The sequence below is a fragment of the Heyndrickxia sp. FSL W8-0496 genome, from assembly GCF_038007825.1.
Classification (GTDB): Bacteria; Bacillota; Bacilli; order Bacillales; family Bacillaceae_C; genus Heyndrickxia; species Heyndrickxia oleronia.
In genome coordinates this window covers 4,215,496-4,242,370 of record NZ_JBBOXX010000001.1, presented here as the reverse complement: position 1 = coordinate 4,242,370, position 26,875 = coordinate 4,215,496, and the positions used below count along the sequence as shown (strand labels likewise).

Genomic DNA, 26,875 nt, shown 5'->3' with positions numbered 1-26,875 from the left:
CATATACATACCAAAAACCAATATAAACAACTGGGAAAAGTGCAGATTATACAGCTTTGAGTTTGCAATCTCCACCAAAAATTGGGGATAAAAGCTGTGGATATTATTAGAAAATTTCTATTGATAAAATGAATGTTTTTCAAAACTACCAATCAATGTGAGTCCACTAAAAATGGTAATGATCTAGCCGTTAGGATAGATTTACATAACAGAAAACAAATAGTATTTTTATTTTGTGTCACGAAATTAATGGGGAGGGATAAACATGGAATACCGTCGTTTAGGAAATACAGGACTAAAAGTGAGTGAAATAAGTTTAGGGAGCTGGCTTACGTATGGTGGGTATGTAGAGGAACAAAATGCTACAGCATCTATTGATAAGGCATATGACCTTGGGATAAATTTTTTTGATACTGCCAATGTTTATATGCAAGGGGGAGCAGAAATTGTAGTCGGAAAAGCCTTAAAGAAGTACGTACGTGATTCCTACGTTTTAGCCACGAAGGTATTCTGGCCAATGGGTGATGGGCCGAATGATCGTGGGTTATCCCGAAAGCATATAATGGAACAATGTCATGCGAGTTTAAAACGTCTTGACACCGATTATGTGGATATTTATTACTGTCACCGTTTTGATCAGGAAACCCCGCTCGATGAAACATTGCGGGCCTTAGATGACCTTGTACGCCAAGGAAAAGTATTATATATCGGAGTTAGTGAATGGACAGCTGAGCAAATTACAGAAGCTGTACATCTTGCAGACAAAAAGCTCCTTGACCGAATTGTTGTCAGTCAGCCACAATACAGTATGCTTCAACGGTATATTGAAAAGGACATCATCCCAATATGTGAAAAACATGGTATTGGCCAAGTCGTTTGGTCTCCTCTTGCCCAGGGTGTTTTAACTGGTAAATATCAGAAGGGTTCTCAGGCACCTGCAGGAAGCCGTGCATCACAAGAAAAATACAGTAATCTATTTGGATTATTAACTGATGAGAATCTCGATAAAGTGGAACTACTAAAAGAGGTCGCCAAAGACAATGACATGTCACTTGCCACACTTGCACTATCGTGGATTTTACGACAACAAAATGTCTCCAGTGCTCTTGTTGGGGCCAGTCGCCCTGAACAAATGGAGGAAAATGTAAAAGCATCAGGTGTAAAGTTAAATGATGAAACTCTTAATCGAATTGAGGATATTTTAAGATAAGGCACTGTAAAAAGGTTAGGAAGTAATACGTGGAAATGGTGTTTTTTCCTATTCGAATATCAATTAAATACCTTTTCACTTTAAGTTCTTGTTAGACTCAAGGGTGCAAAAATTAAAGAATCAGGGTTGCTGCGGCAATCCTTTTTTGTAGATAGCTAACGGGCAGTTTGATGGGAGGGAATCGACTGGTTCGTATCGAAATTATAAGTTATGCAAGAAAAATATGCCACAAATGAAGTTTTGATTAAAGGGAGTATCTATGAAAGGGATTAATTGGGGGGAGTAGAATGGATGTACGGACACTATTGTTACAGCAATGGGCAAGCTGCTTAGATGAAGAAGATTGGTTTCCACCACTTGAAAAAGTACTAGAGAATATTACTCTTGAACAGGCAATTTGGAAGCCAGTTGAGGGGAAAATGAATTCTATTTGGGAATTGGTTAGTCATTTACTTTTCTATGAGAAGAGACTTCTAATGCGATTTCTTGGTGAAACAGAAAATGAACCCCAGGCAGAAAATAATGAATCTACATTTCGATTACCACCTACGACGCTTCAAAACTGGATAGAAACAAAACAAGAATACTTTAATGTTCATCGGGAACTTGAAAAAATACTAGCAAAATCAGAACACGAAGACTTGTATAGACAAATCCCTGGAGAAAGATCATTAGTGCTTGAACTAAAAAGCTTAGCCTTGCATAACGCATATCATATTGGGCAAATTGTATTCTTAAGTAAAATGCAAGGAGCTTAGGCATTAGCTTTTAAAGAGCTATATTAGCTTTACAGTTATTCCATATAGAAGGGTTTTGTTAAAGAAGAATATTAATTTATTGTAATGGAATTCCTACAATTCAACTTAATTCACCTGAAACAACTTATTGATTAAGTACAAATATTCTATTGGGGGAGCCCTATGACTGATATAGCTTTAGACAATATTAGGATTACAGTGGACTCAAATGAAACGGACTACAACCAGGTATGTAATAATTTATATGAGTACAATGTTTGTGCGACAAATGGGTTGCTCAAAAAGCCAGGCAAGGACATTAATTTATATCTAAAAGATGATTCAGGCAAAGTTGTGGGCGGTTTGTTTTGTGAAACCTGGTCTTATGGTCTGTATATTGATGTATTTTGGATAGCTGATGAATACAGAAACAAAGGATATGGAAAAATCATGATAGCAGAAGCTGAAAGGCTCGGGAAAGAACTTGGTTGTATATTTTCTCATACTTGCACATTTTCGTACCAATCGCCGGAATTTTATAAGCGTATGGGCTATGAGGTTTTTGCCGTTAATGATGAATATCCAGAAGATATAAAACAATTTTTCTTAAAGAAGAAATTATAGTATAAATATTTACTATTACACTAACAGAAATCGTAAATTGAAGAAGAAAGAACATAACATAATAATTATATAAAATATATTATGTCCTTTAACTATAGGCGCAGTTGATTTTACAATAATTCTCAAATTCACTTTACATATACTAATGTATATGATAAATTACTCAATAATAAATTTGGCAAAGGGAGGTGTAAGCAATGTTAACTGTTTTTAGAATTCTCTTCGGTAAAAATGTAAAACTTGGAAATCGTTTAGCAGACAAAGGGAGTAGTCTGTCCTTTTTTATGCTATACAACCATAGAAAAACAGTTATCGGAGCTTTGCCTCTATGGCAAATAAATTAGAGGGTAATGACTTATAGTCCTTATTTATTTGACCATATTTTATTCTAATCTCGGCACCGATAATTCTATCGGTGCTTTTTTGTGTGTATTTTTAATTTAAGCGATAGACACTTCCTTTCTAATTACTCCTATAAAACTAGAGAGTCTTGTGGAAGGATGTGAAAGATGCAATTAAAACAAAATAATAAGTACGGAAGAATAAAAGAATTCTTAAGGAAATATAATTACCCCAACTTTAGAATGAATCAAATATTGAATGCGATTTTCAAAGAAAGAATAAGTAAATTCTGCGAAATGAGTGTACTTCCAAAATCGTTAAGAGAAATTTTAGTAAAGGAATTTGGAGAGTCTATTTTAGGAATTGTTCCTTTAAAGGAACAATATTCTGAGCAGGTCACTAAAGTCTTATTTGGAATTTCGGGAAATGAAAAAATAGAAACGGTAAATATGAAATATAAGGCTGGATGGGAATCATTTTGTATATCATCTCAGTGCGGATGTAATTTTGGGTGTAAATTTTGTGCAACAGGTGACATTGGATTAAAAAGAAATTTGACTTCAGATGAAATAACCGACCAAATCCTTTACTTTTACTTAAAAGGTCATTCCATTGATAGTATTTCTTTTATGGGTATGGGAGAAGCGTTAGCCAATGTACAACTTTTCGATGCTTTAGATGTACTCACCGATCCTACGATGTTTGCTTTAAGCCCGCGTAGGTTAACTATTTCAACTATTGGTATTATACCTAGTATAAAAAAAATGACTCTGAATTATCCGCAGGTTAATTTAACGTTTTCGTTACATTCTCCTTTTCATGAACAACGAAGTAAGTTGATGCCGATTAATGATAGGTATCCATTATTAGATGTACTGGACACATTAGATGAGCATATACGAATAACATCAAGAAAAGTATATATCGCATATATTTTGTTACCTGGGGTGAACGATTCTATTGACCATGCGCAGGAAGTAGTACGTCTATTGAAAGGTCGATATAAAGAAGGTCGTTTATATCATGTAAATTTAATCAGATATAACCCAACCGTCAGTTCTCCTTTAAAGTTCGGTGAAGTTAATGAAGATGATGTTACTAATTTTTACAAAAAATTAAAATCATCAGGTATTAATGTGACCATTAGAAGTCAATTTGGAATTGATATAGATGCTGCATGTGGTCAATTGTATGGAAATTATCAAAAGAGCAACAAGCAGTAGTCTGAGGTGAGGATGGTGCTAATATTGTAATTCATAAAAAAAATTGTTAATATAAACATACAATTATGAGAGGACTGATGGATGAACAATGATTAACTAATCTATATTTTTATTTGAAATGAATAACTTAAAACTACAAAATATAGGATTAGTCTGTCCATTTTAAATCAATCAGTTTATACTTTATTTGTCATTATTCGAATGGCAAAAAAGAGCTTATTTAAGTTAAGTAAACGACTAATCCTTCCAATGAAAAATTGGGAGGATTTTTTATTCTCTCATAGATTTTTAACTTTAACCTATAAATAAAGGAGGGAGAGAAATGAGTAATTTAGACACAATTGTTACACATGTAAAACTCCGTATAAGTCGATAATATCCATCAAACTTATACGGAGAAATTGTGAATAGATGATGGATATACCGACTTTGTATAAAAAGTAAAAAGTATTGGTATACAAAGGAGGAATTATCATGTCAATGATACAAGTTCAAGACTTAACTTTTTCTTATCCAGGTAGCTTTGACAATATTTTTGAAGGTGTGAACTTTCAAATAGATACGGATTGGAAACTTGGATTTATCGGTAGAAATGGACGAGGTAAAACAACATTCTTTAATTTATTATTAGGAAATTATGAGTATAGTGGGAAGATCATTTCTTCGGTAGAATTTAATTATTTCCCTTATCCAGTTTCGGATAAAAATAAATATACTTATGAAATCATTGAAGAGATTTGCCATCAAGCAGAGGATTGGGAATTTCTTCGTGAAATATCCTATCTAAATGTTGATGCAGAGGTCATGTACCGCCCATTTAAAACATTATCAAATGGAGAACAAACAAAGGTGTTGCTTGCTGCCCTTTTTTTGACTGAGGGTCAATTTCTATTAATCGATGAGCCAACCAATCATCTTGACACTGATGCACGAAAGATGGTCTCTAATTATTTAAGGAAGAAAAAAGGGTTCATTTTAATTTCCCATGACAGGATCTTTTTAGATGGATGCGTTGACCACATCTTATCGATAAATAGAGCAAATATTGAAGTTCAAAGTGGTAACTATTCTTCTTGGAAGTTAAATTTTGATAGACAGCAGGAACACGAAGAGGCAACCAATCAGCGGCTACAAAAAGACATAGGGAGATTAAAACAGGCTTCAAAGCGATCAGCAGGTTGGTCTAATCAAGTGGAAGCTTCCAAAAATGGGACAACAAATTCGGGTTCTAAGTTGGATAAAGGTTTTGTAGGACATAAAGCGGCTAAGATGATGAAGAGAGCAAAGAACCTTGAATCAAGGCAACAAAAAGCTATAGAGGAAAAGTCAAAACTGTTAAAAAACGTCGAAAAAACTGAGTCATTAAAATTGGAACCAATGGAATTTCAGACAAAAGAATTAATTGTTTTGGATGAAGTGTCTATTAAGTACGATGACCAAATAGTGAATCAGCCAATTAGCTTTAAAGTTGAACAAGGGGACCGAATTGTACTTGATGGAAAGAATGGAAGCGGAAAAAGCAGTATCCTAAAACTAATTCTAGGAAATCCGATACAACATACAGGCTCAATGAAGTTAAGTTCAGGCCTCCTCATTTCCTATGTCCAACAAGATACTTCTCACTTAAAAGGACAGTTATCGGACTTTATTGAAGAGCATGCGATTGATGAAACGTTATTTAAATCCATCCTCCGTAAGATGGATTTTGACCGAATTCAATTTGAGAAAGATATATCTCATTATTCTGGTGGGCAAAAGAAAAAGCTGCTCATAGCCAAAAGTTTATGTGAAAAAGCTCATTTATATATTTGGGATGAACCGTTAAATTTTATTGATATTTATTCACGTATGCAGATTGAAGAGCTTATTCAAAGCTTTAATCCTACAATGGTTATTGTTGAGCATGATTTGGCATTTCAACAAACAGTTGCAACAAAAACTATATCTATGTAGGTTTCGTATGAAGAATTGAAGGTTATCAGTAAATCTAGTTAGGGGCATTCCTTTAATAAGGGATGCTCTTTTTTAATTAAAGGGGGAGATTAGTACAATAAGGTAAAGGACTTTCCAAAAAGAATAGAGGTTGAGTATGAATCAATTATATTTGTTATTGGCTGTGTTCGTATCATTTGTTGCTTTGTAAAAGCCCAACTACCGGCTTTTACACCCAATAAAGAATTCAGCGATTCTTATGAAGTTTGCAGCCCTTTTCTCAGTGAAATGAAAGGTGGAGTGGTATTCAGCCAATAGTTATTAGTTATAACTTTACTTAAATAATAACAATGTTTGAGAAAAGAGCCTTGTCTTTAAATGAAGCAGGTTTGATGTTTAAGGGGGATACAGATCAGGGAGAGGCTGATTTCATTCTTCTTGAAACTTATCCCAATGGAACAATACAATCAGTAGATGTGAATACATTCGAAACGCTTTTCGGCGATGTAAAAGGGAAACCGACCTATGAAGCATTGTCTGGGTCGCATACTTTTAAATTGGGAGATACGCAATACACCATGACTGCTGAAGAAATGGGTTATCAAATATATTTCGATCAATGGAAAGAGCAAGGATTGTTTAACTGAAGGGTAGTTTAGTTCAACAAGAATAAATACATTATAATGTCGGAGGTGTTTTAATGATTACGGTTAATAGTGCTGAAAGTTACCTTAAAAATAAGATTAGTGAAGATACCGGTGATATAAAAAAGGTTTGGGAAACATTTAAGGCTTTTTGTAAAGAGCCAGTTGAGGAAGAAGAAGTTAAAGAAATCCTATTTCAATGTGGTGTATATGATTATACTGGGGAAGAATTATTTCACCTTGATTTTGTACGTCAGTTTACTGTTTATGAAGAAGATGAATATTCGCATATGGAACAACTTCACTGTGAATTTTTATTTAAACCAACAGATGAATTGAGGAGGTTAGAAATCGAAGAATGGTCAATGGATTATAATGATATAGACCATTTTTTTTATAAGATTGAAAACCTTAAGGAGTTTAAAATACCATTGAATCAAAAGCCGTTAAAAACAGAAATATATCAGGAAGAAATTTAAATATTATCACACTAATTGGGCATTCCTTTAACAGGGGATGCTCCTTTCTTTTTGAAGTAAAGGTTGGTTAGTTCTTTAAAGGATATTTTACAGAAGATATAGAATATTAAAGGTTAATAATGTTAAAGAGTAGTGGTGGTTTATATTATGGTCGGTATGTATTAGCTGAAGCATTCTTTAGCTTTTTTGTCTATGTCAAAAGATGCGTGCTACAAATTATTTTAGAATGGTTAAATTGTTAAGGGGTAAATAATGTTAAATGAAACTTTTTTAAAAAACGTTAAATCACTGATTAAAATGCATACTGATGGGCTTCTTGGTGGAGAGTTGATGCCCGAAGACGCTTTGATTGGAATAGTGCCAGATCATGAGTTAATGGATGTTCTAACATTATCAATGGCTTTAAACTATCAAAGGAATTCCTATAAATTGTGGGAATCAGTTGTAAAGGCATATCAGGACGAAAATACTAAGTGGATTTTTAATCCTAATGCTGCAGCAAATTGCGATATCGATGTACTAAGAAATGCGTTACTTCTTCATCGGGTGGGCTTACAACCCAATCGTCATCCTGAAATCTGGCAGCGCGTAGCGAAGGGGATTGTGAAGTCTTCGGAAAAAGGGAATGTGCAAGGGTTAATTGAATCCGTTCAATCCGACATCGCCCCTTTAAAGGACATTATGCAAGGAGCACGAAAATCAGATTTCCCTTATCTATCTGGACTAAAGATTTTTAATTACTGGCTATATGTCTTGGAGACGTATACAATGGTTTCGTGGAAATCTCGTGAGTTAATCACAATTGCACCAGATACGCATATTTTAAAGGCGACGGTAAAATTAGGATTATGTTCTGAGGAAGTATTGAATGGGGGGACAGATCACCGCCAAACTGTTGCTACTGCTTGGGAAACTGCACTTGCTGGAAGTGGATTAGCACCGATTGATGTCCATACTCCGTTATGGTTATGGAGTCGTGCAGGGTTTCCATCGTTGCTAAGTTATAAATAATTTTTAGTAAACCTCTACAAATACAAAAAGTCAAATATAGTTACTCTTCACCATTGTCAATGTAAGAATTATATATAATTAATATTAGACGAACAATAATAATTATATGAATTAAAAGAAAGAGTGGATAAAATTAATTTGGCTATTTTCGTAGTACTCATAATCAACATTAAAACATAATCTTAAAATATAGTTTGTGAATTAATACATTTTAAAGAGTTGAAGATCTTAGTGAAGATTAAAAGCTCTTTTTTCTTATTTGAGACTATAGGACAGAAGTAGATTAGGAGTAAAAAAGTGGAAGCAACTCTTACCTACTTCCACTAATTTTTGATCATTTCAAGTTGTCCTTGTGATAGGGCGAATGAATCTCTTCACTTACTACACTAAACGAATTTCCATCAGGGTCGAAGAAATCAAATCCTTTCATAACACCATAATCGTGAATTTCTGTTGTTTTAACTCCATTTTGTTTCAGAAGATTGTAAGCTGGTTCAATATCCTCAACAACAAAATTATAATAGACATTTTTGCTTTTTCCTTTAATAGTAAATTCTGTGGGTTGAGGCCTTTCAACCTTTATTAATGCAATACCTGTCGAGTCATCTTTAAAAACATATCCCACACCATGATCTAAACCGTTTTCCTGCCATTCATCGACTTTTGTTACACCAAGGTTTAATTCATACCATCTTTTAGATCGTTCCAAGTCTGTAACAGGAATAAAAATACCGCCTACTTTAAACATTATACAATCACTCTCCTTATTTTTTTCCTTATATAAACGATTATAATTAAATAAAAGTTACATAATAAAAAAATACTTTGGAGGCAATATGGTTACTGAAGCTATAAATATTGAAGAGATTTCATTGAAGTTATATAAATATTGTTTATCTTTAACAACCTCCGAATGGCTAGCAGAGGACTTAGTCCAGGAAACACTGATTAGATTTATCAAGTTAAAACAAAGAGAACCCAATAGGGAGATCAATATTACTTTTCTATACACCATCGCAAGAAACATTTTTATTGATGAAAAACGTAAGAAAATTGATATTCCGACTTCTCCAGACGAGTTATATAAGAGTAGTTGGGATTCTACTGAGTGGGATAGCTTATTAGAAATCTTATATGGAACTCTTCCACTTCGTCAGGCAATGCTAATAACCTTAAAAGATGTCTTTCAATATACTTCAGAAGAAATCGCTGAAATGCTGAGAGTTAGTAATGAATCTATTAAAACTGCCCTCCATCGAGCCAGAAATTCGTTAAGGGAAAATGCTATAACGGATACAATTCAACAGAAAAACAACTTTAATATAATAAAAGAATTGTCACTAGCAGTTAAAAATCAACAACCGTTAAAGCTTTTTTACTATTATCGTCTACTCCAAACAGAAAACTTCAAGGTATTTACTAATAGAGAAAAGGAGCTTTACACAATTTTTGTATCGGACCCTGATGGGAATATTCTTCAAGTTTATTCAGGAAAGAGATACTAAAAAAATGTACTTAATCTAACAGGGATATTCTTTTAACAAGGGATGCTCTTATCTTGAAGTAGTTGCAAAATAAATATTGTATATACACAAGTGTTTTTTTGATAATTGGAAGGGAAATTGAAATATTTAGCGAAGTGGTTATATAAAAAAACATGGAGGGATATTGATGTTCTTAAAATTAGACCATTTTTTTAAATCTTGGGAATATGAATCCGGGGTTACCCATAAATTACTAAATGCTTTAACTGATGACTCACTTAAACAGGAGATTACTTCACAGAACTGGACTTTAGGACGTGTAGCTTGGCACACCGCTTGTTCCATTCGCATCATTGCCTCAAATACAAATTTAACATTTGAGGCTCCAGCAAAGGATTGGCCAGTTCCTGATTCGGCCCAGTTTATAGCAGACAGCTACAAGCAAGCTAGCAATTCATTTATACAGTCATTAAGAAATCAATGGAGCGATAAAGACTTAGAAGAACGGATAAACTTTTTTGGGCAAGAAATTCCTAATGGGTCACTACTGTTGTTTTTGATTCAGCATCAAAATCACCATCGCGGACAAATGACGGTCCTAATGCGTCAGGCGGGATTAAACGTTCCAGGTATTTATGGCCCGTCAAAAGAAGAATGGGCAACTTTTGGTATGGAAGCTCCAAAAATGTAATCTATCAATAGAAAGGGAAGGCACTTTAATATCAAATAATAGATAGATTGGGTTATATAGTGCACTTAAACTATTGGAGGCGTTAATCGAAGAAGGATTAATGCTTTTTTTGTTGAAGTGATTAAGCCAAAGGGGACTGGATTATTTATTAAGGAACTGTTGGACTGGAACTATTTTAAGGTTGTTTCGTTTATTATTCCTTAGGGGAGGAGATATATATGAGCTTAAAGGGTAAAAGAATTATTGGAGGAATAGGGGGAGTATTCGTCCTAATCATACTTTTTATTTTTATAATGACTTGGTGTTACCCTTATTCCCCTTTCAGTGTGAAAAAAAAATTACGCTTTTCAGCCCTACAAAGTTTTACATAATGGTAAACCTTTCGGGAGATTTTAAAGATTTCAAGGGTTCCTATGAAAATGATTTAAAGGATGATTTGAATAATAAAGTTCCAAATCTTACTATAGACCGAACTCAATATGTCCTGCCTATTTTTGAACAGGGTTGGTTAGTTAGTAAAAATTCAATCTCTATTGATAAAATGAAGTTGGACACAATGCTTTTCGAGGTAAAGCAAGTTAGGGGAATTTTGCTAAGCCTTCTTGTTCAAGTGGATTATACAAGTGAACAAAGAGGATATTTAGTTAACAATATAAAGGATCTATTATTGTTGGAGGAAGACATTACTTATTTGAAAAATGGGAGCTACTTATCTAGGAACGAGTTAAATCGTCGATTGAGAAATCTTGCCGCGGAGTATACAAAAAACTTTGATTCATTCGTTACCTTTTATGAAAGGTCACACTAATGGGGGATGATCCAATACGCGAGTACAATTATTCAGCAAGAGCAGTCGCTACTTGTGCTTTCAGATTGCCTTCCAGTAGTAAATGAAATTGGTTCTAAAGTTTGTGAAGGAATGTACTTAAGCTATAGGGCATTAATCGAAGAAGGATTAATGCTTTTTTTGTTGAAGTAATTCAAGTAAGGGGGAAAAGCGGAGTAGAATATGAAACTCTTGAACTTAAAAAAGTAGGGTCTTTATAGAGAAGGGGAGATAATATGGTACATAAAATTCTTGAATTACTTAATGAAATATACCCAGTGGATATTATAGAGGTTAAAGCAGTAACAAATGAGATGTTTCGGTGTACTACTAAACAAGGTGATTGCTACGCAAGAATCACAAACTATAAAAATTATGGTGAACAATTAGAAGAAGTTAATTACACAAACTTCCTGTATAAAGAAGGATTAGGTGTATCACCAACAATATCTTCATTAAATGGCAAGGTAGTAGAGAGCATAGCTCTTAACAATAATGAAAGATTAACTGTTCTTTATAAATCGGCGCCTGGTATACACTCACCAAGAAACCAATGGAATGCCAATATATTAAAAGAATTAGGTAGGCACATAGGCAGATTACATCGCTTCTCCAAAAAATTTGAAGAGATGCATCCAATTAAATATATCAACGATTGGCATGATAATGAGGAATATGCTTTTCTCAAATACATTCCTAAAGAAGAATCTGCTATAAGAGATATTGCGGAAGAGGTTTTATTAACAATAAAAAAAATGCCAAAAAATCATTCGAATTATGGATTATTACATGGTGATTTATGCTTAGAGAATATATTAGTTAATCATGATTCAAAATTGACAATGATTGATTTTCAAGATTGCGAGAAACATTTTTATGTTTTTGATTTAGCAGTTCCAATCTATAGTGCGATGGAGTATTCCTATGTCGGTGGAGGTAGCATTGTTGAATATGGAAGGGCTATTACAAAAGCAATTATCGAGGGATACCAGGAGGAAAATGAAATATCCTCAGAAATGCTAGATAAACTGCCCTTATTTATTAAATTAAAAGAAGTATTTGAATACAGCTTAATGCATATGTACTGGAATAAAGAAAAGTTAACTGAGGAGCAAATAAGGATAATGAACCATTTTAGGTTGAGGATTGAACAAAATCATTCACTTCTTACTAGCACAAACGGTGTATTGTTGCACTAAGGTGCAGGTTAGTTTAAAAAGTTATTGATATTTGAACAATCTATTTTTCAAAATAACGTTTTTTAATACAGCTGTTGTATATGGAAAGAAGGGAGTATTTAATCCATCTTTAATTTAAATCTACAACCATGGATATGGATTTTTATGACTACTTAAAATGAACAATCTAAGGTTGTGTAAAAAGCTACATGCACTGACTGTAGTAAAAGATATAAAGGATAACTGATTATTTAAAAAAGGATGAACGCCTTTTTGTTGAATTAAAAACTTATAGTCAATTTAGTTAAGAGAAAAACGTATGAATCTGAATCTTAAATGCATTCCAAACGTATTACCTGTAAGAGGGGGAGTGTAGTAATGACAAAAAATAATAACAAGGCAAAACCCATTGTTTTTTTAAGTTTAATGTTGATAATATCAGGTTTTCTAATAGCTGCTTGCTCAAAGGTTGATGCAGAAGACACAAATAAAGAAACAATTAAAAAAGTTCTTGAGCATCAGTTTACTGGTCCAGATAAGCAATTTGTGGAACTGTTTAATAAAGATGACTTTACAGAGTTAGGTAAGTATTACACAGAGGTATACGGACCTTATTTTATAGAATCTGCGTTTGATTCCTTCATATCTGCTCTTGGTGGACAATACCCAACTTTAGCTACCCATAATGGCTATAAGTTAAGTCTTAAGAATATCACAATTGAGCAAAGTGAGAAGAATTCATATCTTTATAACTTCATTGCAAAGGTTGGCTGTCAGAAAAATGGAGTTGAAGAAAAAACTGCAAGCGTAGAAGGAATAGTTCTTTTTTCTGAAAAGGAAAAAGGGAAAATTGAGGGGTTTCGATACATGAATGACAATGGCTTATCGGAAATTTTGAGAACGAGCAATTGAACAATTTAAAATGTAAATACAAAATTGATATAATAACAATATTGTTTAACATAGCCATTCCAAAAAAGTAGTTTGTGAAAAAATATAACTTCAACAAATATAGCGTTAATCGAAAAAGGATTAACGCTATATTTGTTGAAGTTATTAGGCTAACTGGGCAAAAATTTAGTTAAATAAATTATATCCTATACACAATCTTGAGGAGGAAGATGATTCTCGTTTGTGGAAATCATTAGATGATGTTCCTGAGAAATTGAACAAGCTAGAGAATATTGGAAAGGTAATGTAAAAAACGAGCTTCCTGAACTATTGATTAACTGAGAAATTGAAGTTGTAGAAATAATTCACGATTACACAATAGAGTAAATTTAGTTATAAGGGTTCATAAAAAAATGAGCTTTTTTATACCTCTAACACCTCTAGAATGTTTACTTCTCAATATGTCAAAAAATGTACTTAAATTAAAAGTGGCGTTAATTATAGAACAAATAACGCTTTTTTGTGTCAGAAAGGCTTATTTAGATATTAAAAACTATATTTGGAAAAAGTTATGTTTGATTGCTATAGTTAGCAATCAAATAATTTATCATAATTATAGTTTTTTTATTTGTTGTTTCTGGAATCAATTTTTTGGGGGATACTAGAAATTTTTGCTGGTTAATTAGAATAGTAAAAGCTGTAATAATAAATTATTTAACGAAAAGTAATTTAAATAAGGAGAGTTGAAGTTATGAAAAGACATTGTTGTGAGAATATGACTTATCATGCGAATTTTGAATGTAAAATACATGAGAATTATTTTGAATGCCCTGATAAAATAATAATTTTCGATAGAAAAAATAAGGAATATGGTTTGATAATTCATGATGGTGGCACTTCAAGTATTAGTATTTCTTTTTGTCCTTGGTGTGGTTCGAATCTTTGAATATTAAACACTTCACATTCGCTAACGAGTTTGGTGGATAGTAGGAACCACTGTTTGTGGAGTAGTGAGTATCAATCTCTGGGTGTGGTGGTTTACTGAAATTTAGTAAGCTTTTGGCAATGTTTTTGTGAAGATATCTACTTGAACAAATGGGTGAAAGGGTGAAATAAAGAGAACATCAAATAGATAATCCTTTTTTGTATATATTTTTTGAATATTAAGTTGAATATCTAAGCCATAAACATATTTTGAAAACGGTAAATGTCTCTAATGATAGTGGAAAAGGAGCAGAAATATAGTTAAGTCACGAACTACTTTACAAGTAGCTTTTATAACTTAAGAAAGTATAGTTTAATAGTTGACTTAACCTATTTTCAACAATTGGGCCATATTGAGGAGGAGCTTTTCTCTTCTATTTTTGTGATATTTATATTTAAGAGGAATTTCTTGTTTGGCCTCTTGAATTATTGCTATTAAATCAGATGAATATATGAAGGAGTGGGGAAAAGTATGGTTCATGCTAAAGATGTTTTATCCGATCAGTTGTTAGCAAATGCTAATGACCCTAGTTGGTATCTACCATTTTCGGATTCAGTTGAAAATTTGTTAGAAGAAGAAGCATTATGGAAGCCTAATGAAAATAGTAATAGCATCGCTGAAATAGTGCAGCACCTACTCTATTGGAATGAAACTTGGCAAACTAGATATCAAAAATCTCATTTAAATGCTGTACCTTCCATAGGAAATAATAATAATAGCTTTATCATTCCAGAAAATAAAACATTTAATGATTTAAAAGAAGAATTATTAAAGGTTTTATTACAATGGCAAGATCTACTTACAGAAGAAAAAATAGAAAGCAATGTAAATGGTTTTCCTGTACCCGCCCAATGGTGGGCGATACTTGGAAATGTAGCAACCCATAACGCTTATCATATTGGTCAAATCATTTATATTCGGAAGCTGCAAAAAAGTTGGAAAGTAAATGATAAAGAATAGGAATTCCATCATAACCTTGGATATAAATGCTGTTTACACCCCCAAAACCTGGGGTCTTTATTATTTCCTAAGCTCCTAAATAAACTCATATCTATGGATAGTCCAATCAAAAAGTGAAGTTCCAACAATAAAACTTTTCTATTTTCTTCCCTGGTTGTTGCAAATGCAATAAAAATGAGTTAAATTGAATGTATATCGTTATTGTTGCATTTGCAACAAAATAGATTAAGGAGTCAATGATAATGGAAGTTCTTCGTGAAATTGGAATGATAGCAAGAGCATTAGATTCTATTAGTAATATAGAATTTAAAGAATATGATCTTACAAAAGGCCAGTATTTATACCTTGTGCGAATATGTGAAAATCCAGGCATTATTCAAGAAAAGGTAGCTGAGATGATCAAAGTAGATCGAACAACAGCTTCTCGTGCTATAAAAAAACTTGAAATAAATGGATTTATTGAAAAGAAAGAAGATGAACAGAACAAAAAAATAAAAAAGCTCTTTCCAACAGAGAAAGGGAAAAATGTTTATCCATTTATAAAAAGAGAAAATGATTATTCGAATAACATTGCATTAGAGGGATTTTCCGAAAGTGAAATAGAAATCATTTTTAATCTTATTCAAAGAGTAAGAAAAAATATAGAAAAAGACTGGGAATTTGTAAAAAAGGGAAACAAGAGAAATTATTAATTATTAAAGGAGAGACATTTTATAATGACTATAAATATCAAACAGTGTACCCTTCAAGACTTACAAGAACTTCAAGAGATTAGTTACGAAACATTTAATGAGACATTTAAACATCAGAATTCTCCCGAAAATATGGATGCTTATTTGAAAAAGGCTTTTACTTTAAAACAATTAGAGAAAGAATTATCGAACAGTTCTTCTCAATTCTTTTTTGTTTATTTTCAAAATGAAGTCGCCGGATATTTAAAGGTTAATATCAATGATGCTCAGTCTGAAGATATGGGTGATGAATCACTTGAAATCGAGAGAATTTATATAAAGAAAAAATTTCAAAAACATGGGCTTGGTAAATATCTGCTAAATATAGCGATTGAAAGTGCGATGAAATGTAATAAAAAGAAAATCTGGCTAGGTGTATGGGAAAAAAATGAAAATGCTATCGCTTTTTATAAGAAAATGGGGTTTGTTCAAAGGGGATCCCACTCTTTTTATATGGGTGATGAAGAACAAACGGACATGATTATGACCAAAACAATCATTTGATTTTTTGTGCATGTTGATTACCAACCAGTTGGAGAAACCATTGAATACGGTTAGGACAGTAAAGCAGCTGTGATTGGTGAGGTCAAAGAAGAAAAAAATCAAGATACTATTGAACTAACTTTGCAAGGGATCATTGATCCTTGGTATGGAGATGTGGGGTATGAATTTGATTTAATATATGTATCCAAGTCTCTTTATAACAATGCTTATGAATAGGAAATCATTCAAGGGATTGAAGGGGATATAGAATATTTAGACGTTTGGAAAAGATTATCCGATTTTAAAGATAACCCTAACATTACCCTTGTAACAGACAGGTTATATGAGATGTTAATAAACGAGGGACAATCAGATTACATAAATAATATAAAACACATAAATACCAAAGATATATTAATAACACTTACGAGTGCAAGTAATTAAAACCTAGCTGACAATTTGGTGACATTTTTTATTCGATTACGGGGTAGTTTAGCTCGTAAGGGAAATACATACTTTCAAATTAATTTTTGAATGGTGGATGAAAGCTCTGTATGTTGTTAATAAATATGTTATACTGTAGTGAACCTTTTAAAGCTTAAAATCATTTTACGGTACCTGTTTTAGATTCCTACTCGATCGTTGAGTAGGTTATTTTTATTTAAGAATAATCTAGAAATACATAAAAAAAACAGGCTCTATGAAATAGGGCCTGTTTGTACAATTTTATTTAGATTAAGCTTTTTGAACGTTAGCTGCTTGATCTCCACGAGGTCCTTGCTCAACGTCAAATGTTACCTTTTGACCTTCGTCTAAAGATTTGAAACCTTCACTTTGGATAGCTGAGAAGTGTACGAATACGTCGCCTCCATTAGCACGCTCGATAAAACCAAAACCTTTGTCTGAATTAAACCATTTAACTGTACCTTGTTCCATTTATGTTGCCTCCTAGTGTGTAACCACACAATGTGTTACTATCCTTGCCCAAAGTGATCATCAAGACGAAAAGTCGACACTTATACTATCCTTTACACCGAACAAAAATAATTCTTCTTTATCATAACAGAAAATGAAAAAGCTTGCAAACTCTTTCGGCTTCGTTGATTTCTTTTAATCATTATGTACTTGCACTTAGAAGAAATTTGGGCAGGGTAGCAAAAATTGTGGTTGGAAACTATACTCTTCGAAGCTTGTGGTAATAGAGAAAATGGTTTACCCTTTTTAAGGAGTGAAAATAATGTTTGAAAATACTTGAGATATTACATACAAGGAAGCAGTCGAGTTTGCATTAGACCATTGATTTTTTCATACATAAATAAAAATCATTTATATCAATGGAGTAGCAGGAGCGTATAATCATTCCGGCATTCATTCTATAGTAGCAATTGTCAATTCAGAATTACCAAGATGTATGGTTAATAGCCTAGTAAAATGACTAATACTAACTCGATAGGTATACCAACTTAGAAAAATAATGGAGTGATTTTATGAGTAAAGCTAAAGGAAAAGGCGGTACAGGGAGAGGAACAGACAAAAAGGGGTGGAATCGTTGGCAAGCTAGTAAAAACAGAAAAAAGAGTGCAAAACCATATATCAGTAAAGGTACAAAAAAAGTTTTAAAAAATGACCCCACGAGCAATAGCTAAAGTCACTTATCAATATTTAGATAAGTGTGGAACAAATACGGTATACAAGCAATCTAAGCGTGGATTATCCGGTTGACAATGAAAAGATACTTTTCCTTTGAACTAAGAAAAAACCTCTCTTAATTCCTCTTAATTAAGGAATTACATGAGAGATTTTTTTATATGCTACTTTTCGAAAAATATTTTCGAGTATCTTCACGCATTTGTTTGGGTAAGACACGATCAAGCTCTACACTTAACCATGAAAGAGTTTTACTACGTAAATAATCATGCATTTTTTCTTCCGCAGAAAGCATAACTAAATTGATGGTGCAAAAGGAGGGAGCTGAACAGCAGCTTTCTCTATACAAAAAACCATTATCTTTAATGTTTTTACATTGAAAAATAGGCTTAGGGCCTTCAACTGCTTCAACTACATCCCAAAAGGAAATATCTTCTAGAGACGACAAGTACGTGAATATTATGATGAAAAGCAATATGTTGACCTAGTTCTTATAATCAATCAAATCAACAATTGGAATAGAATTTCTATTGCAATGGGGAACACAGCAACTGAAAATAATAACTCTCAGTAACACATCTTATGGTGTTCGTTTCGGAAACATTAAATAATATTTAGAATCAGCAATCGGGCGCTTTTCTTTAGTGATAATGCGTCTTTTTTGTATGATCTACAAAAGATTGTGAAGATATTCTTATCAAACTGAGTGAGTTGAATAAGTATTAAACAACTTAATTATTCATTTTTGTACAGTAAACACATTGATTTCAATAGAAATTAAACAACTTTAAGGTGCCTTACACTACAATAAAATGTAGAAGGGTTCGTATCTTTTAAAACTTAAATTCAATAATTTTATTATCACTAAACAGAATTAGATCCCTTACCTAAATTTAAAGTGATTGTGAAATTATATACTTAAAAGTAACCCTAACTTATTTAAAATAGAAGATATAATAGTTTAGTGTAATATGTTGATTCTTAAAAGGAGATTCGTTTTAATGAATATATTAATTTTAGGTGGAACTGGACGAGTTGGGGGCCGAATAGTTACTTATGCACTTGATGACGGACATCATGTAACTGTATTAGTTCGGACTCCAGAAAAGATTCAGTTAAATCATGTAAATTTAACTATCCTTCAAGGAAATGTTTTAAATAAAGATGATATTGTACGCGCACTGCATGGAATTGATGGGGTTATTAGTGCACTCAATACAGATGGGACAACTACTTTATCAAAAAGCATGCCGTTTATCATTGAAGCAATGGAAAATAAAGATATACTAAGAATTATTACTATAGGAACGGCTGGAATCTTGCAAAGTAGGACTAGCCCACATTTATTACGTTATCAGTCAAGTGAATCTAAGCAAAAATCAGCACGTGCAGCCGAAGAACATCATAAAGTCTACAATATGCTTAAACAATCAAAACTTGAATGGACGATTGTTTGTCCTACATATTTACCGGATGGAGAAAGGTTAGGAAAATATCGAACAGTTAGTCATTTTTTGCCGGAGGGTGGTATTAAAATTTCAGTGTCGGATACTGCTGAATTTGCATTTAGCCAAATAAAAAGTAGCGATTATATAAAAATGCGTGTAGGGATTGCCTACTAATAATAATTTCTTACACTATCTATTTTAGAAACGCACTTTTAGTTGAATAAATAAAGGAGTTGCTGCTTCATTTCCATTAAAAGGGCAGTTTAATTGAAGAAGGGTATACGATTTCACAGCTATTATTAATGGTATAATTCCGTATATAAAAGGCTGTATTCGGAATGGGTGTTTTTTGAACCTTTATTTAATAATAGTCTTTTTAGGCTTAAGGGATCTGATTCGGACTCGATTACCTAGATTTGCTCTACATGTCCGAATTCACACAAATAATACAGAGCGCAACAAAGTTTACGAAGAGATCCAAAAAACACAAACAAAAATCATATTAACTTACCATAGAGGTTATCAATGAAGTTATATACACTTAAAAGGCAATTCAATGGGTATAAAAAAGGAACACAATTTTATTTGATTGCCGAATCAGAATTTATTGGAGTAAAAGAGTTTGTATTGAGAACGAAAGATTTAAAGTATAGTATATCGGTAAATGAAAGTGAACTTCTTAAGAATTTTTTTCATAAAGGGAATTTTTTTATGGAATAAATGCAAAGGAAGTAGGAGGAATATCATAGGAGTAAAAATTGTTAAAGAGAGGTACTAACGCACATAGTACAAACATTTTTTGCAATAAGGAGCGATTTTCAGTCTTTGTGCTAAAGGAAGAGGATAGTTGAAGAAGAACATGTTAAAAATATAAAAACATTAAACCTACTTTTTGTATGAATTTAACTGTTGAGATTGCATGATACGTTTTTTTATCAAGGAACCATAGAAATGCTTATATATGATAGGTAACCAAAAAGTTGCTTAATCTTTACAGCAACCAAAAAGTTGCATATACTGAAAATATGAAATGGGATAAAGATACTATATTCAAAGCTCTTAGCGACTCAACTCGCCGACTTATATTAGACGAATTATCCGAACGCAACGAGATGACGTTGTATGAACTTACTGCACGTCTTATTATGAATCATAACCTTTCCATTTCGAGACAGGCGATAGCTAAACATCTTTCTACATTGGAAGGTGCAGGACTCATAAAATCAAAACGAAAGGGAAAATATCGAGTAATTATTTTCAACAACGAACCACTTAAAAATTTGTTGGAAAGATGGATAGAGTAGTTTTATAAATCTTGAACAGGAATTCTGACAGATGTGTAGTCGTTTTACTTGAAGCTAGATTGTTAGCATAGTACCTTGCGTCATAATATCAAAGGAGGCAAAACATCATGAAAATCATTGTTACCAGTTTATTTGTACAAGATCAAGAGAAGGCATTAAAGTTTTATACAGAAAAGTTGGGTTTTGAAAAAAAGCATGACGTTCCCGTCGGAGAATTTAGGTGGATAGCTCTTGTTTCTCCAGAAGATCAATATGGAACCGAGCTTATACTCGAACCGAACAATCATCCTGCTGCCCAGGAGTATCAAAAGAAAATATATGCCGATGGTATCCCGGCAACAATGTTTGGTGTTGAGGATATTCATAAAGAGTACGAACGATTATCGGAAAACGGCGTGAGGTTTACTATGGAGCCGAAAAAAATGGGAGAAGACACAATAGCTGTCTTCGACGATTCTTGTGGAAACTTAATTCAGATAATCCAGCAGTAATATGTTTTCCCTGTTCTAATTGTTAGAAATGAATAACATTGTTATTATACAATGAAAATGTAACATTCTGAGTATTGTCAGGGGCTAGAGCTGATTAACAACAGTTAATTAGCTCTTTTTTTTGGTCCACTAACAGGGTATGTTAATTTAATAATAGATAGCATTACTCCTTATTCCAGATTAATTGGATCCCTAAAAAAAATAAGTTTCCTTTTTTTCTTGACTTGAAATGCATTTCATAAATTAGATTGAAGGTAAGCTATTTTTTAACGAAGGAAGAAGAATCATGAATAGAAAATTTATCATTCAGCGAGATGAATGTACTATCTATTCTTACAGGATTATTAGAAATCTTTGATGGAATACAAAATATATACTTTGGAGATTTAGTATGAACCAAAGAAAGATTATATATAGTAAGCCCTAAACTAATAAATATCGAAAGGTCTTTTTGGTTTGAAGGAGAAATGGATGAGATTGAACATTCTACACTTATCTTAAGAGAACACAGAATTGCGGTAAGATAGGCATTCAATGGAAATCCCCTTTATAAAAAAAGTTTTCTGAATTTGAAAGTAAATGCGTAAGTTTCCTTGCCGATATATGTTGGAGGTAATGTAATGACAAATATTAACGATATTGCTAGATTAGCAGGTGTATCAGTCTCTACTGTTTCTAGAGTTCTTAACAATTATAAGTATGTTGCTAGAGATAAAAGAGAGTCTGTTCTTAAAGTTATTGAAGAAATGAACTATACACCTAATAAAAATGCCATTGATTTAATTCGAGGAGAAACAAGAACAATAGGAGTTATTTTGCCATATAACAATAATCCAGCATTTGATCAAATATTAAACGGTGTACTGAACAAGGCATTAGAGAATGATTATGCGATTACGGTGCTTCCTTCAAATTATAGTAAAGCAAAAGAAGTAGAGTATTTACAAAAATTAAAAAGCAAACTATATGATGGCATCATTATTACTTCAAGAGCAAATGATTGGGAAACGATCATTCCATATAGCGATTATGGTACAATCGTATCTTGTGAATATACGCAGCACAATGAAATTGGATGTTCCTATATGGACCGCTATTCTTCTTATCTAGAGGCTTTTCAATTATTAAAAAGCAAAGGACATTTTGCGGTAGCTTTCACAACAGCTAGGCTTGAAAGCAATAGCACAAAGCAAATGATTGATGCTTATAATGAAATTTTTGGTGAACTTCACCCTGAATATCATATCTCAGGGTGTCACTGCTTAGAAGACGGATTTAAAGCAGCGGAGCAATTCCTGCATCTAATTGAAAGACCAACAGCAATCTATGCGAATGGTGATGAAGTGGCTGGTGGTATCTATTTATATGCCAAGTCTAAACAATTGAAAATCCCTGCTGATTTAGCAATCATTGGTCAAGAAAATCAACCAATTGGTATCGGTATGGGGATTTCTACAGTAGATCACCAGTTAACGAAAATCGGTGAACAAGCTTGTAGTCTAGTGATAAAAAAATCGAAAGAAAAAGTAAAAATACCTTATCGCATTGTAGAAAGAGAATCTATTTAACGATATAGATGTGGAAAGACAAGTTATAAAACTTAACGATGAATGAGCATTTCATCGTGTAGAAGTCTATGAGATGTTAGGTGAACAAAAAATGGCGAATTTTATATAAATTGGTATATAGTAAGATCAAAAAAATATAGCATAATGTGGTGACAGAAAATGCATAAGAAATTTATTGTCTTTGACATTGATGGAACATTATTAACGACAGAAATGAAGATTCTCGACAGTACCAAACAAGCTTTGAGTTCCCTTAAAGAAAAAGGACATGACATCGGCATCGCTACAGGAAGGGACTATACAACAGCAAAATCGATTGTTGACGAACTTGAAATTGATACATATGTATTATGTAATGGATCGGTCGGCTATGTAGGTCATGAATTAGCACATGAGGTAATATTCTCAAAAGAATCTATGGTGAAACTAATTGAAATTGCGACGGAAAACAATGATCAGATTGTGTTCCAAGCAGAGAACGGATTAAAAAGACATTTCGAGGAACCTGGGGAGTCGTTAATTAAAGCTTACGAAGGTTTAGGATGGTCCCTCCCTGATTATGATGGAATGTTTTGGAGTAAAAACCCAATTATTCAAGCTATGCTTTTCTGCAAGCCAGAAGATCTTCAGATTTACACTATCAATGAATTCAGATATGTGAGTTGGCACAAATTTGGTGTAGATGTCATACCTAGAGAGGGATCAAAAGCAACTACAGTTTTGAAAATCGCAAAAGAAAATGGATTTAAGCCTGAAGATATTGTCTTTTTCGGAGAAGGCATGAATGACATTGAATTAATAGAATTTTCGGGAATTGGTGTGGCAATGGGAAATGCGGAAACCAAAGTTAAAGAGAAAGCCAATATAATTACTGATAGTTGTGATGAACATGGAATTTACAATGCTCTTAAGAGCTTGTTATTAATATAACAGGAGAAATACATAAAAATTTATATACACATCGAAAAAATTCTCGAAGACTCTTCAACGTATTCACCTCCTTCTTTAAGTACTTTTCTATTTTTATTTGTTACGATTAATTACATATCAAATCTATTAGATCGATCAAGTAAGGTAGAAATAGTAAGGAAAACTGCGAAAATAAGAGCTTGTTATTTCTTTATTGAGGTAGATTAGTAGAACAAGATGAAACCAATTTATTGTTCATTCGTAAATAGATTACGAACGAAAAAATAGAGATTCAATCATGTGAAAGGTATTTACATAGGGATTTGCTTTTATCGTAATTTGTACTTTAGGTACTGGATGCGTTCGTATATTAAGGAGTTTGCCTTTTTCTGTTGCTCGACTAAAGAAGGGGTGATGGGGATTTTACTATTTGCCATTTCTTATATCTTAATTATTCCAATGTGTGTATTATTGCATGAAGTAGGTCACGGTCTTGGTGTCGTTTTATCATCAGGTGCGCGAGCTTCTATTTATTTAGGTAAATTTAATGAAAAAGAAAATAAGAAGAATTTCCATATTGGAAGACTTGATTTTCATATTCAATGGTCCTATTTTGGCTGTTGTTATTCAGAAGGAGACTTAAAGAAAAATCAAGAGTTGGCGTTTTTTATTGGAGGACCTTTGATGTCCTTAATCCTCTCGCTTATCTCTTTCTGGCTATGGTTCGCAACTTCGGATGGTGTTTTTCATTCTCTTTTTCAAAGAATAACTGTGTTTAGTATAACCCAATTTTTAATAACAGCAATTCCAATTAAATATCCCAAATGGATGGGTTCCTATAGCGGTTTCTCATCAGATGGATTGCAACTTTTAAAAATATTGAAAAGTAAATAAAATTTTATTCTGCAAATTGTAATCGGTACTTTAAGGAAGGGGCACCGTTTCTTTTTCAGCTAGCGATGGGGCATTCCTTTAATAAGGGATGCTTTAGTCTTATAAAGGAATGTGCATACTAGAGGAATAAGTCCAAAGGGAAAATTGTTAATTTTTAGTTGAATTATTATCTTTTTACACATAATAAGAATATATGAACTTATATTCATATTATATCGAGGTGTTTTTAACAATGTATGAAACTATCATTATAGGTGCTGGTCAGGCAGGTATTTCTATTGGATATTATTTAAAAAAAACATCAAAAAAATTTCTTATTCTTGATAAAAGCTCGGAGATTGGAGAGAGCTGGAAGGAGAGATATGACTCCTTAGTATTATTTACACCACGTATGTATAGCTCTTTACCTGGTATGGAAATGGCGGGAGACAACATGGTTTTCCGAATAAAAATGAAATTGCCTTGTATTTAAAGACGTATGTACAAAAGTATGAGTTACCAATTAAATTAAATACTGAAGTTACAAGTGTTTCTAAGAAAAGTAATTATTATCAAGTTGGAACTAATAAAGAGGAATTTTTGACCAAAAATCTTATTATTGCTACAGGACCTTTTCAGACACCAAACATTCCGACCTTTTCTAAAAAAATATCAGATAAAATCTTCCAAATACACTCTTCTGAGTATAAAAACCCTTCACAGCTTGCAGATGGAAATGTTTTAGTGGTAGGTGGTGGAAATAGTGGTGCTCAGATTGCCGTTGAGTTATCTAAGCAAAGAAAGACCTTTTTATCTCATAGTAAAAATTTCAAGTTCCTACCACTAATTTTTAATAAAAAAAGCATCTTTTGGTGGTTTGATAGGTTTGGTATTTTAAAAGCAAATCATTCATCTTTAATCGGAAAGATTATGCAAAAGAATGGTGACCCTATATTCGGGTATGAATTAAAACATGAAATAAAGAAGAATAATGTAGTGTTAAAAGAAAGGGCAATAGATGTTCAAGACGATAAAATAATTTTTAATGATTTTTCAGCTTTAACTTTTAATAACATTATTTGGGCTACTGGCTTTAAGTATCAATTACCCTGGCTGAATATACAGGAACTTTTCGACAAGGATGGAAAACTCATACATGATCGAGGGAAAACGTCAATAGATGGTCTTTACTTTATTGGCCTACCTTGGCAATATCGACGTGGTTCCGCCTTACTTCAAGGAGTTGGCTACGATGCAGAATATATTGTAAACAATTTAATGAGTATTAAGAATGCAAAGAATTGAAGTATGTAAAAGGAAACTTGCTCGCTTAGGAAAAATGCTTACTGAAATAAGGAGGAATTAAACTATTATCAGATGTTCAGTGTTCTTTAGAAAAAGTAATAATTACACTTAAATGAATCATGGCGTTGATCTAGATAGATTAACGCTTTTTAATTTTTATTTTTAGATTGATAGTTTATAAATAAAGACACTTAAACGAGTGTGGGGAGAACTGACTAACAAGAGTTAAAATCAGCTTTTCTTTTTGTGCTAAAAGAGCACAATAAAAATTTACATGAAGATAATAATATACATCATACTCTTTAATAACTAGAATAAAATGGTAGTAAAAAGATGTTGGAGGGGTTCTATGAAGCTAGTAGGGGATCAAATTTATCTTCGACTTTACAAAATTTCTGACGCCAGCGAGTTGGCTAGCTTACAAACTAGAAATCGCGAATTTTTTCAAAGAGTTAGCCCATTACTCCCAGAAGCCTTTTATACAGAGGAATATCAAAAAATACGCCTTCAACAGGCATTAAAAAAGACAGATGAAGGGCAATTATATCCCTTTGGAATCTTTTTAAAAGCCAATGATAAACTTATCGGAGACATTTCATTAACTCAAATTACTAGGGGAGACCTTCAAAGCTGTTATACAGGATTTACCTTAGATAAGGAGTATAATGGAAAAGGCTACACAACGGAAGCTCTTCAACTTGTTGTAGACTTTGCTTTTAGAGAATTAAAGTTACATAGAATTGAAGCAGGAGCAATGCCTGACAATATAGCATCTATTCGTGTATTAGAAAAAGTAGGGTTTAAAAAAGAAGGTATAGCTAAAGAGAATCTAAGGATTAATGGCAAATGGACAGATCATCAAATATTGGCTATCATCAACAGCTTGGATGTGTAAGCCT

30 protein-coding genes and 3 pseudogenes are annotated in these 26,875 nt (G+C 32.8%); 30 read left to right on the top strand and 3 right to left on the bottom strand.

The genetic code is table 11. From position 1 onward, the window contains the following. Nucleotides 1-265 precede the first annotated feature (265 nt). From NST63_RS21545 to NST63_RS21505, 9 genes are all read left to right on the top strand, one after another. Nucleotides 266-1,210 (top strand): aldo/keto reductase family protein, encoded by a 945-nt coding sequence (locus tag NST63_RS21545; protein WP_341043707.1) that lies wholly within the window; start codon nt 266-268, stop codon nt 1,208-1,210. A gap of 287 nt (nt 1,211-1,497) precedes the next feature. Continuing rightward, nucleotides 1,498-1,968 carry a DinB family protein gene (locus NST63_RS21540; protein ID WP_341043706.1) on the top strand — a complete coding sequence of 157 codons (471 nt, stop codon included), beginning with the start codon at nt 1,498-1,500 and terminating at the stop codon, nt 1,966-1,968. A gap of 162 nt (nt 1,969-2,130) precedes the next feature. After that, nucleotides 2,131-2,571 carry a GNAT family N-acetyltransferase gene (locus NST63_RS21535; RefSeq protein WP_212944132.1) on the top strand — a complete coding sequence of 147 codons (441 nt, stop codon included), beginning with the start codon at nt 2,131-2,133 and terminating at the stop codon, nt 2,569-2,571. A gap of 197 nt (nt 2,572-2,768) precedes the next feature. Further along, entirely contained in the window at nt 2,769-2,915 is a 147-nt protein-coding gene (locus tag NST63_RS21530; RefSeq protein WP_212944133.1) for a hypothetical protein, read from the top strand. A gap of 165 nt (nt 2,916-3,080) precedes the next feature. Further along, nucleotides 3,081-4,136, top strand: a complete 1,056-nt coding sequence (locus NST63_RS21525) for a Cfr family 23S rRNA (adenine(2503)-C(8))-methyltransferase (protein ID WP_341043705.1) — start codon at nt 3,081-3,083, stop codon at nt 4,134-4,136. A gap of 474 nt (nt 4,137-4,610) precedes the next feature. Beyond that, a complete protein-coding gene (locus NST63_RS21520; RefSeq protein WP_212944135.1) occupies nt 4,611-6,089 on the top strand; it encodes an Lsa family ABC-F type ribosomal protection protein in 1,479 nt (492 codons plus the stop codon). Between the two features lie 371 nt (nt 6,090-6,460). Beyond that, complete coding sequence (locus tag NST63_RS21515; RefSeq protein ID WP_242598190.1) at nt 6,461-6,715, top strand: hypothetical protein; 255 nt, start codon at nt 6,461-6,463, stop codon at nt 6,713-6,715. Nucleotides 6,716-6,768: 53 nt separating this feature from the next. Next, nucleotides 6,769-7,191, top strand: coding sequence for a hypothetical protein (locus NST63_RS21510; protein WP_212944139.1), 423 nt, complete (start codon nt 6,769-6,771; stop codon nt 7,189-7,191). Between the two features lie 252 nt (nt 7,192-7,443). Beyond that, a complete protein-coding gene (locus NST63_RS21505; RefSeq protein WP_341043703.1) occupies nt 7,444-8,202 on the top strand; it encodes a hypothetical protein in 759 nt (252 codons plus the stop codon). Between the two features lie 334 nt (nt 8,203-8,536). Here the strand turns inward: NST63_RS21505 and NST63_RS21500 are convergent, their stop codons facing one another. Further along, the gene (locus tag NST63_RS21500; RefSeq protein WP_341043702.1) at nt 8,537-8,950 is read right to left on the bottom strand and encodes a VOC family protein; all 414 of its coding nucleotides are present in this window, start codon (nt 8,948-8,950) and stop codon (nt 8,537-8,539) included. Between the two features lie 88 nt (nt 8,951-9,038). Between NST63_RS21500 and NST63_RS21495 the strand changes: the two genes are divergently transcribed. The 11 genes and pseudogenes from NST63_RS21495 to NST63_RS21450 all read left to right on the top strand — a co-directional run bounded on the left by NST63_RS21495 (nt 9,039) and on the right by NST63_RS21450 (nt 16,452). Then, nucleotides 9,039-9,707, top strand: coding sequence for an RNA polymerase sigma factor (locus NST63_RS21495; RefSeq protein WP_341043701.1), 669 nt, complete (start codon nt 9,039-9,041; stop codon nt 9,705-9,707). A 166-nt stretch (nt 9,708-9,873) separates the two neighbouring features. Further along, complete coding sequence (locus NST63_RS21490) at nt 9,874-10,377, top strand: DinB family protein (protein ID WP_212944458.1); 504 nt, start codon at nt 9,874-9,876, stop codon at nt 10,375-10,377. 370 nt (nt 10,378-10,747) lie between these two features. Further along, complete coding sequence (locus NST63_RS21485) at nt 10,748-11,185, top strand: hypothetical protein (RefSeq protein ID WP_341043700.1); 438 nt, start codon at nt 10,748-10,750, stop codon at nt 11,183-11,185. Between the two features lie 6 nt (nt 11,186-11,191). After that, nucleotides 11,192-11,356 (top strand): hypothetical protein, encoded by a 165-nt coding sequence (locus NST63_RS21480; RefSeq protein ID WP_212944147.1) that lies wholly within the window; start codon nt 11,192-11,194, stop codon nt 11,354-11,356. Between the two features lie 83 nt (nt 11,357-11,439). Beyond that, nucleotides 11,440-12,402 carry a phosphotransferase enzyme family protein gene (locus tag NST63_RS21475; protein WP_341043699.1) on the top strand — a complete coding sequence of 321 codons (963 nt, stop codon included), beginning with the start codon at nt 11,440-11,442 and terminating at the stop codon, nt 12,400-12,402. A 357-nt stretch (nt 12,403-12,759) separates the two neighbouring features. After that, nucleotides 12,760-13,293 (top strand): hypothetical protein, encoded by a 534-nt coding sequence (locus NST63_RS21470; RefSeq protein WP_341043698.1) that lies wholly within the window; start codon nt 12,760-12,762, stop codon nt 13,291-13,293. A 249-nt stretch (nt 13,294-13,542) separates the two neighbouring features. Further along, nucleotides 13,543-13,614 (top strand): annotated as a pseudogene (locus tag NST63_RS21465) (DUF2441 domain-containing protein); the annotation flags it as partial. 409 nt (nt 13,615-14,023) lie between these two features. Further along, nucleotides 14,024-14,218 carry a DUF6980 family protein gene (locus tag NST63_RS27840; protein ID WP_373312646.1) on the top strand — a complete coding sequence of 65 codons (195 nt, stop codon included), beginning with the start codon at nt 14,024-14,026 and terminating at the stop codon, nt 14,216-14,218. A 510-nt stretch (nt 14,219-14,728) separates the two neighbouring features. Further along, on the top strand, nt 14,729-15,217 hold the full coding sequence (locus NST63_RS21460; protein WP_341043697.1) for a DinB family protein: 489 nt from the start codon (nt 14,729-14,731) through the stop codon (nt 15,215-15,217). A 239-nt stretch (nt 15,218-15,456) separates the two neighbouring features. Further along, entirely contained in the window at nt 15,457-15,909 is a 453-nt protein-coding gene (locus NST63_RS21455) for a MarR family winged helix-turn-helix transcriptional regulator (protein WP_212944460.1), read from the top strand. Nucleotides 15,910-15,933: 24 nt separating this feature from the next. After that, the gene (locus NST63_RS21450) at nt 15,934-16,452 is read left to right on the top strand and encodes a GNAT family N-acetyltransferase (RefSeq protein ID WP_341043696.1); all 519 of its coding nucleotides are present in this window, start codon (nt 15,934-15,936) and stop codon (nt 16,450-16,452) included. 714 nt (nt 16,453-17,166) lie between these two features. On the opposite strand, the gene NST63_RS21445 is transcribed toward NST63_RS21450, so the two are convergent. Next, nucleotides 17,167-17,367, bottom strand: coding sequence for a cold-shock protein (locus NST63_RS21445; protein ID WP_058006349.1), 201 nt, complete (start codon nt 17,365-17,367; stop codon nt 17,167-17,169). A 551-nt stretch (nt 17,368-17,918) separates the two neighbouring features. On the opposite strand from NST63_RS21445, the gene NST63_RS21440 reads away from it, so the two are divergent. Beyond that, a complete protein-coding gene (locus NST63_RS21440; RefSeq protein WP_071977734.1) occupies nt 17,919-18,077 on the top strand; it encodes a DUF3934 domain-containing protein in 159 nt (52 codons plus the stop codon). 158 nt (nt 18,078-18,235) lie between these two features. Here NST63_RS21440 and NST63_RS21435 read toward each other — a convergent pair. Beyond that, a pseudogene (locus tag NST63_RS21435) lies at nt 18,236-18,520 on the bottom strand (Rrf2 family transcriptional regulator); the annotation flags it as partial. Between the two features lie 559 nt (nt 18,521-19,079). On the opposite strand from NST63_RS21435, the gene NST63_RS21430 reads away from it, so the two are divergent. From NST63_RS21430 to NST63_RS21390, 9 genes and pseudogenes are all read left to right on the top strand, one after another. Beyond that, a complete protein-coding gene (locus NST63_RS21430) occupies nt 19,080-19,700 on the top strand; it encodes an NAD(P)-dependent oxidoreductase (RefSeq protein WP_341043695.1) in 621 nt (206 codons plus the stop codon). A 351-nt stretch (nt 19,701-20,051) separates the two neighbouring features. Beyond that, the gene (locus tag NST63_RS21425) at nt 20,052-20,246 is read left to right on the top strand and encodes a hypothetical protein (protein WP_071977738.1); all 195 of its coding nucleotides are present in this window, start codon (nt 20,052-20,054) and stop codon (nt 20,244-20,246) included. A gap of 305 nt (nt 20,247-20,551) precedes the next feature. After that, a complete protein-coding gene (locus NST63_RS21420; protein WP_058006352.1) occupies nt 20,552-20,830 on the top strand; it encodes an ArsR/SmtB family transcription factor in 279 nt (92 codons plus the stop codon). A gap of 107 nt (nt 20,831-20,937) precedes the next feature. Further along, nucleotides 20,938-21,321 (top strand): VOC family protein, encoded by a 384-nt coding sequence (locus NST63_RS21415; protein ID WP_341043694.1) that lies wholly within the window; start codon nt 20,938-20,940, stop codon nt 21,319-21,321. A gap of 620 nt (nt 21,322-21,941) precedes the next feature. Next, nucleotides 21,942-22,889, top strand: coding sequence for a LacI family DNA-binding transcriptional regulator (locus NST63_RS21410; protein ID WP_341043693.1), 948 nt, complete (start codon nt 21,942-21,944; stop codon nt 22,887-22,889). Between the two features lie 159 nt (nt 22,890-23,048). After that, complete coding sequence (locus NST63_RS21405; protein WP_341043691.1) at nt 23,049-23,819, top strand: Cof-type HAD-IIB family hydrolase; 771 nt, start codon at nt 23,049-23,051, stop codon at nt 23,817-23,819. A gap of 393 nt (nt 23,820-24,212) precedes the next feature. Next, nucleotides 24,213-24,692 carry a hypothetical protein gene (locus NST63_RS21400; protein WP_341043690.1) on the top strand — a complete coding sequence of 160 codons (480 nt, stop codon included), beginning with the start codon at nt 24,213-24,215 and terminating at the stop codon, nt 24,690-24,692. Nucleotides 24,693-24,924: 232 nt separating this feature from the next. Then, nucleotides 24,925-25,976, top strand: a pseudogene (locus NST63_RS21395) (flavin-containing monooxygenase). A 349-nt stretch (nt 25,977-26,325) separates the two neighbouring features. Then, nucleotides 26,326-26,871: a GNAT family N-acetyltransferase gene (locus NST63_RS21390; RefSeq protein ID WP_058006565.1), complete on the top strand. Its 546-nt coding sequence runs from the start codon at nt 26,326-26,328 to the stop codon at nt 26,869-26,871. Nucleotides 26,872-26,875: the final 4 nt, after the last annotated feature.

Bases quoted from the DNA above. Each gene is read 5' to 3' on its own strand.
- NST63_RS21490 (WP_212944458.1), top strand. From the start codon at position 9,874: ATGTTCTTAAAATTAGACCATTTTTTTAAATCTTGGGAATATGAATCC.
- NST63_RS21535 (WP_212944132.1), top strand. From the start codon at position 2,131: ATGACTGATATAGCTTTAGACAATATTAGGATTACAGTGGACTCAAAT.
- NST63_RS21405 (WP_341043691.1), top strand. From the start codon at position 23,049: ATGCATAAGAAATTTATTGTCTTTGACATTGATGGAACATTATTAACG.
- NST63_RS21460 (WP_341043697.1), top strand. From the start codon at position 14,729: ATGGTTCATGCTAAAGATGTTTTATCCGATCAGTTGTTAGCAAATGCT.
- NST63_RS21475 (WP_341043699.1), top strand. From the start codon at position 11,440: ATGGTACATAAAATTCTTGAATTACTTAATGAAATATACCCAGTGGAT.
- NST63_RS21485 (WP_341043700.1), top strand. From the start codon at position 10,748: ATGGTAAACCTTTCGGGAGATTTTAAAGATTTCAAGGGTTCCTATGAA.
- NST63_RS21500 (WP_341043702.1), bottom strand. From the start codon at position 8,950: ATGTTTAAAGTAGGCGGTATTTTTATTCCTGTTACAGACTTGGAACGA.
- NST63_RS21495 (WP_341043701.1), top strand. From the start codon at position 9,039: ATGGTTACTGAAGCTATAAATATTGAAGAGATTTCATTGAAGTTATAT.
- NST63_RS21430 (WP_341043695.1), top strand. From the start codon at position 19,080: ATGAATATATTAATTTTAGGTGGAACTGGACGAGTTGGGGGCCGAATA.
- NST63_RS21505 (WP_341043703.1), top strand. From the start codon at position 7,444: ATGTTAAATGAAACTTTTTTAAAAAACGTTAAATCACTGATTAAAATG.
- NST63_RS21545 (WP_341043707.1), top strand. From the start codon at position 266: ATGGAATACCGTCGTTTAGGAAATACAGGACTAAAAGTGAGTGAAATA.
- NST63_RS21400 (WP_341043690.1), top strand. From the start codon at position 24,213: ATGGGGATTTTACTATTTGCCATTTCTTATATCTTAATTATTCCAATG.
- NST63_RS21510 (WP_212944139.1), top strand. From the start codon at position 6,769: ATGATTACGGTTAATAGTGCTGAAAGTTACCTTAAAAATAAGATTAGT.
- NST63_RS21410 (WP_341043693.1), top strand. From the start codon at position 21,942: ATGACAAATATTAACGATATTGCTAGATTAGCAGGTGTATCAGTCTCT.
- NST63_RS21520 (WP_212944135.1), top strand. From the start codon at position 4,611: ATGTCAATGATACAAGTTCAAGACTTAACTTTTTCTTATCCAGGTAGC.
- NST63_RS21530 (WP_212944133.1), top strand. From the start codon at position 2,769: ATGTTAACTGTTTTTAGAATTCTCTTCGGTAAAAATGTAAAACTTGGA.
- NST63_RS27840 (WP_373312646.1), top strand. From the start codon at position 14,024: ATGAAAAGACATTGTTGTGAGAATATGACTTATCATGCGAATTTTGAA.
- NST63_RS21480 (WP_212944147.1), top strand. From the start codon at position 11,192: ATGATCCAATACGCGAGTACAATTATTCAGCAAGAGCAGTCGCTACTT.
- NST63_RS21415 (WP_341043694.1), top strand. From the start codon at position 20,938: ATGAAAATCATTGTTACCAGTTTATTTGTACAAGATCAAGAGAAGGCA.
- NST63_RS21450 (WP_341043696.1), top strand. From the start codon at position 15,934: ATGACTATAAATATCAAACAGTGTACCCTTCAAGACTTACAAGAACTT.
- NST63_RS21440 (WP_071977734.1), top strand. From the start codon at position 17,919: ATGAGTAAAGCTAAAGGAAAAGGCGGTACAGGGAGAGGAACAGACAAA.
- NST63_RS21515 (WP_242598190.1), top strand. From the start codon at position 6,461: ATGTTTAAGGGGGATACAGATCAGGGAGAGGCTGATTTCATTCTTCTT.
- NST63_RS21540 (WP_341043706.1), top strand. From the start codon at position 1,498: ATGGATGTACGGACACTATTGTTACAGCAATGGGCAAGCTGCTTAGAT.
- NST63_RS21470 (WP_341043698.1), top strand. From the start codon at position 12,760: ATGACAAAAAATAATAACAAGGCAAAACCCATTGTTTTTTTAAGTTTA.
- NST63_RS21445 (WP_058006349.1), bottom strand. From the start codon at position 17,367: ATGGAACAAGGTACAGTTAAATGGTTTAATTCAGACAAAGGTTTTGGT.
- NST63_RS21420 (WP_058006352.1), top strand. From the start codon at position 20,552: ATGAAATGGGATAAAGATACTATATTCAAAGCTCTTAGCGACTCAACT.
- NST63_RS21390 (WP_058006565.1), top strand. From the start codon at position 26,326: ATGAAGCTAGTAGGGGATCAAATTTATCTTCGACTTTACAAAATTTCT.
- NST63_RS21425 (WP_071977738.1), top strand. From the start codon at position 20,052: ATGAAGTTATATACACTTAAAAGGCAATTCAATGGGTATAAAAAAGGA.
- NST63_RS21525 (WP_341043705.1), top strand. From the start codon at position 3,081: ATGCAATTAAAACAAAATAATAAGTACGGAAGAATAAAAGAATTCTTA.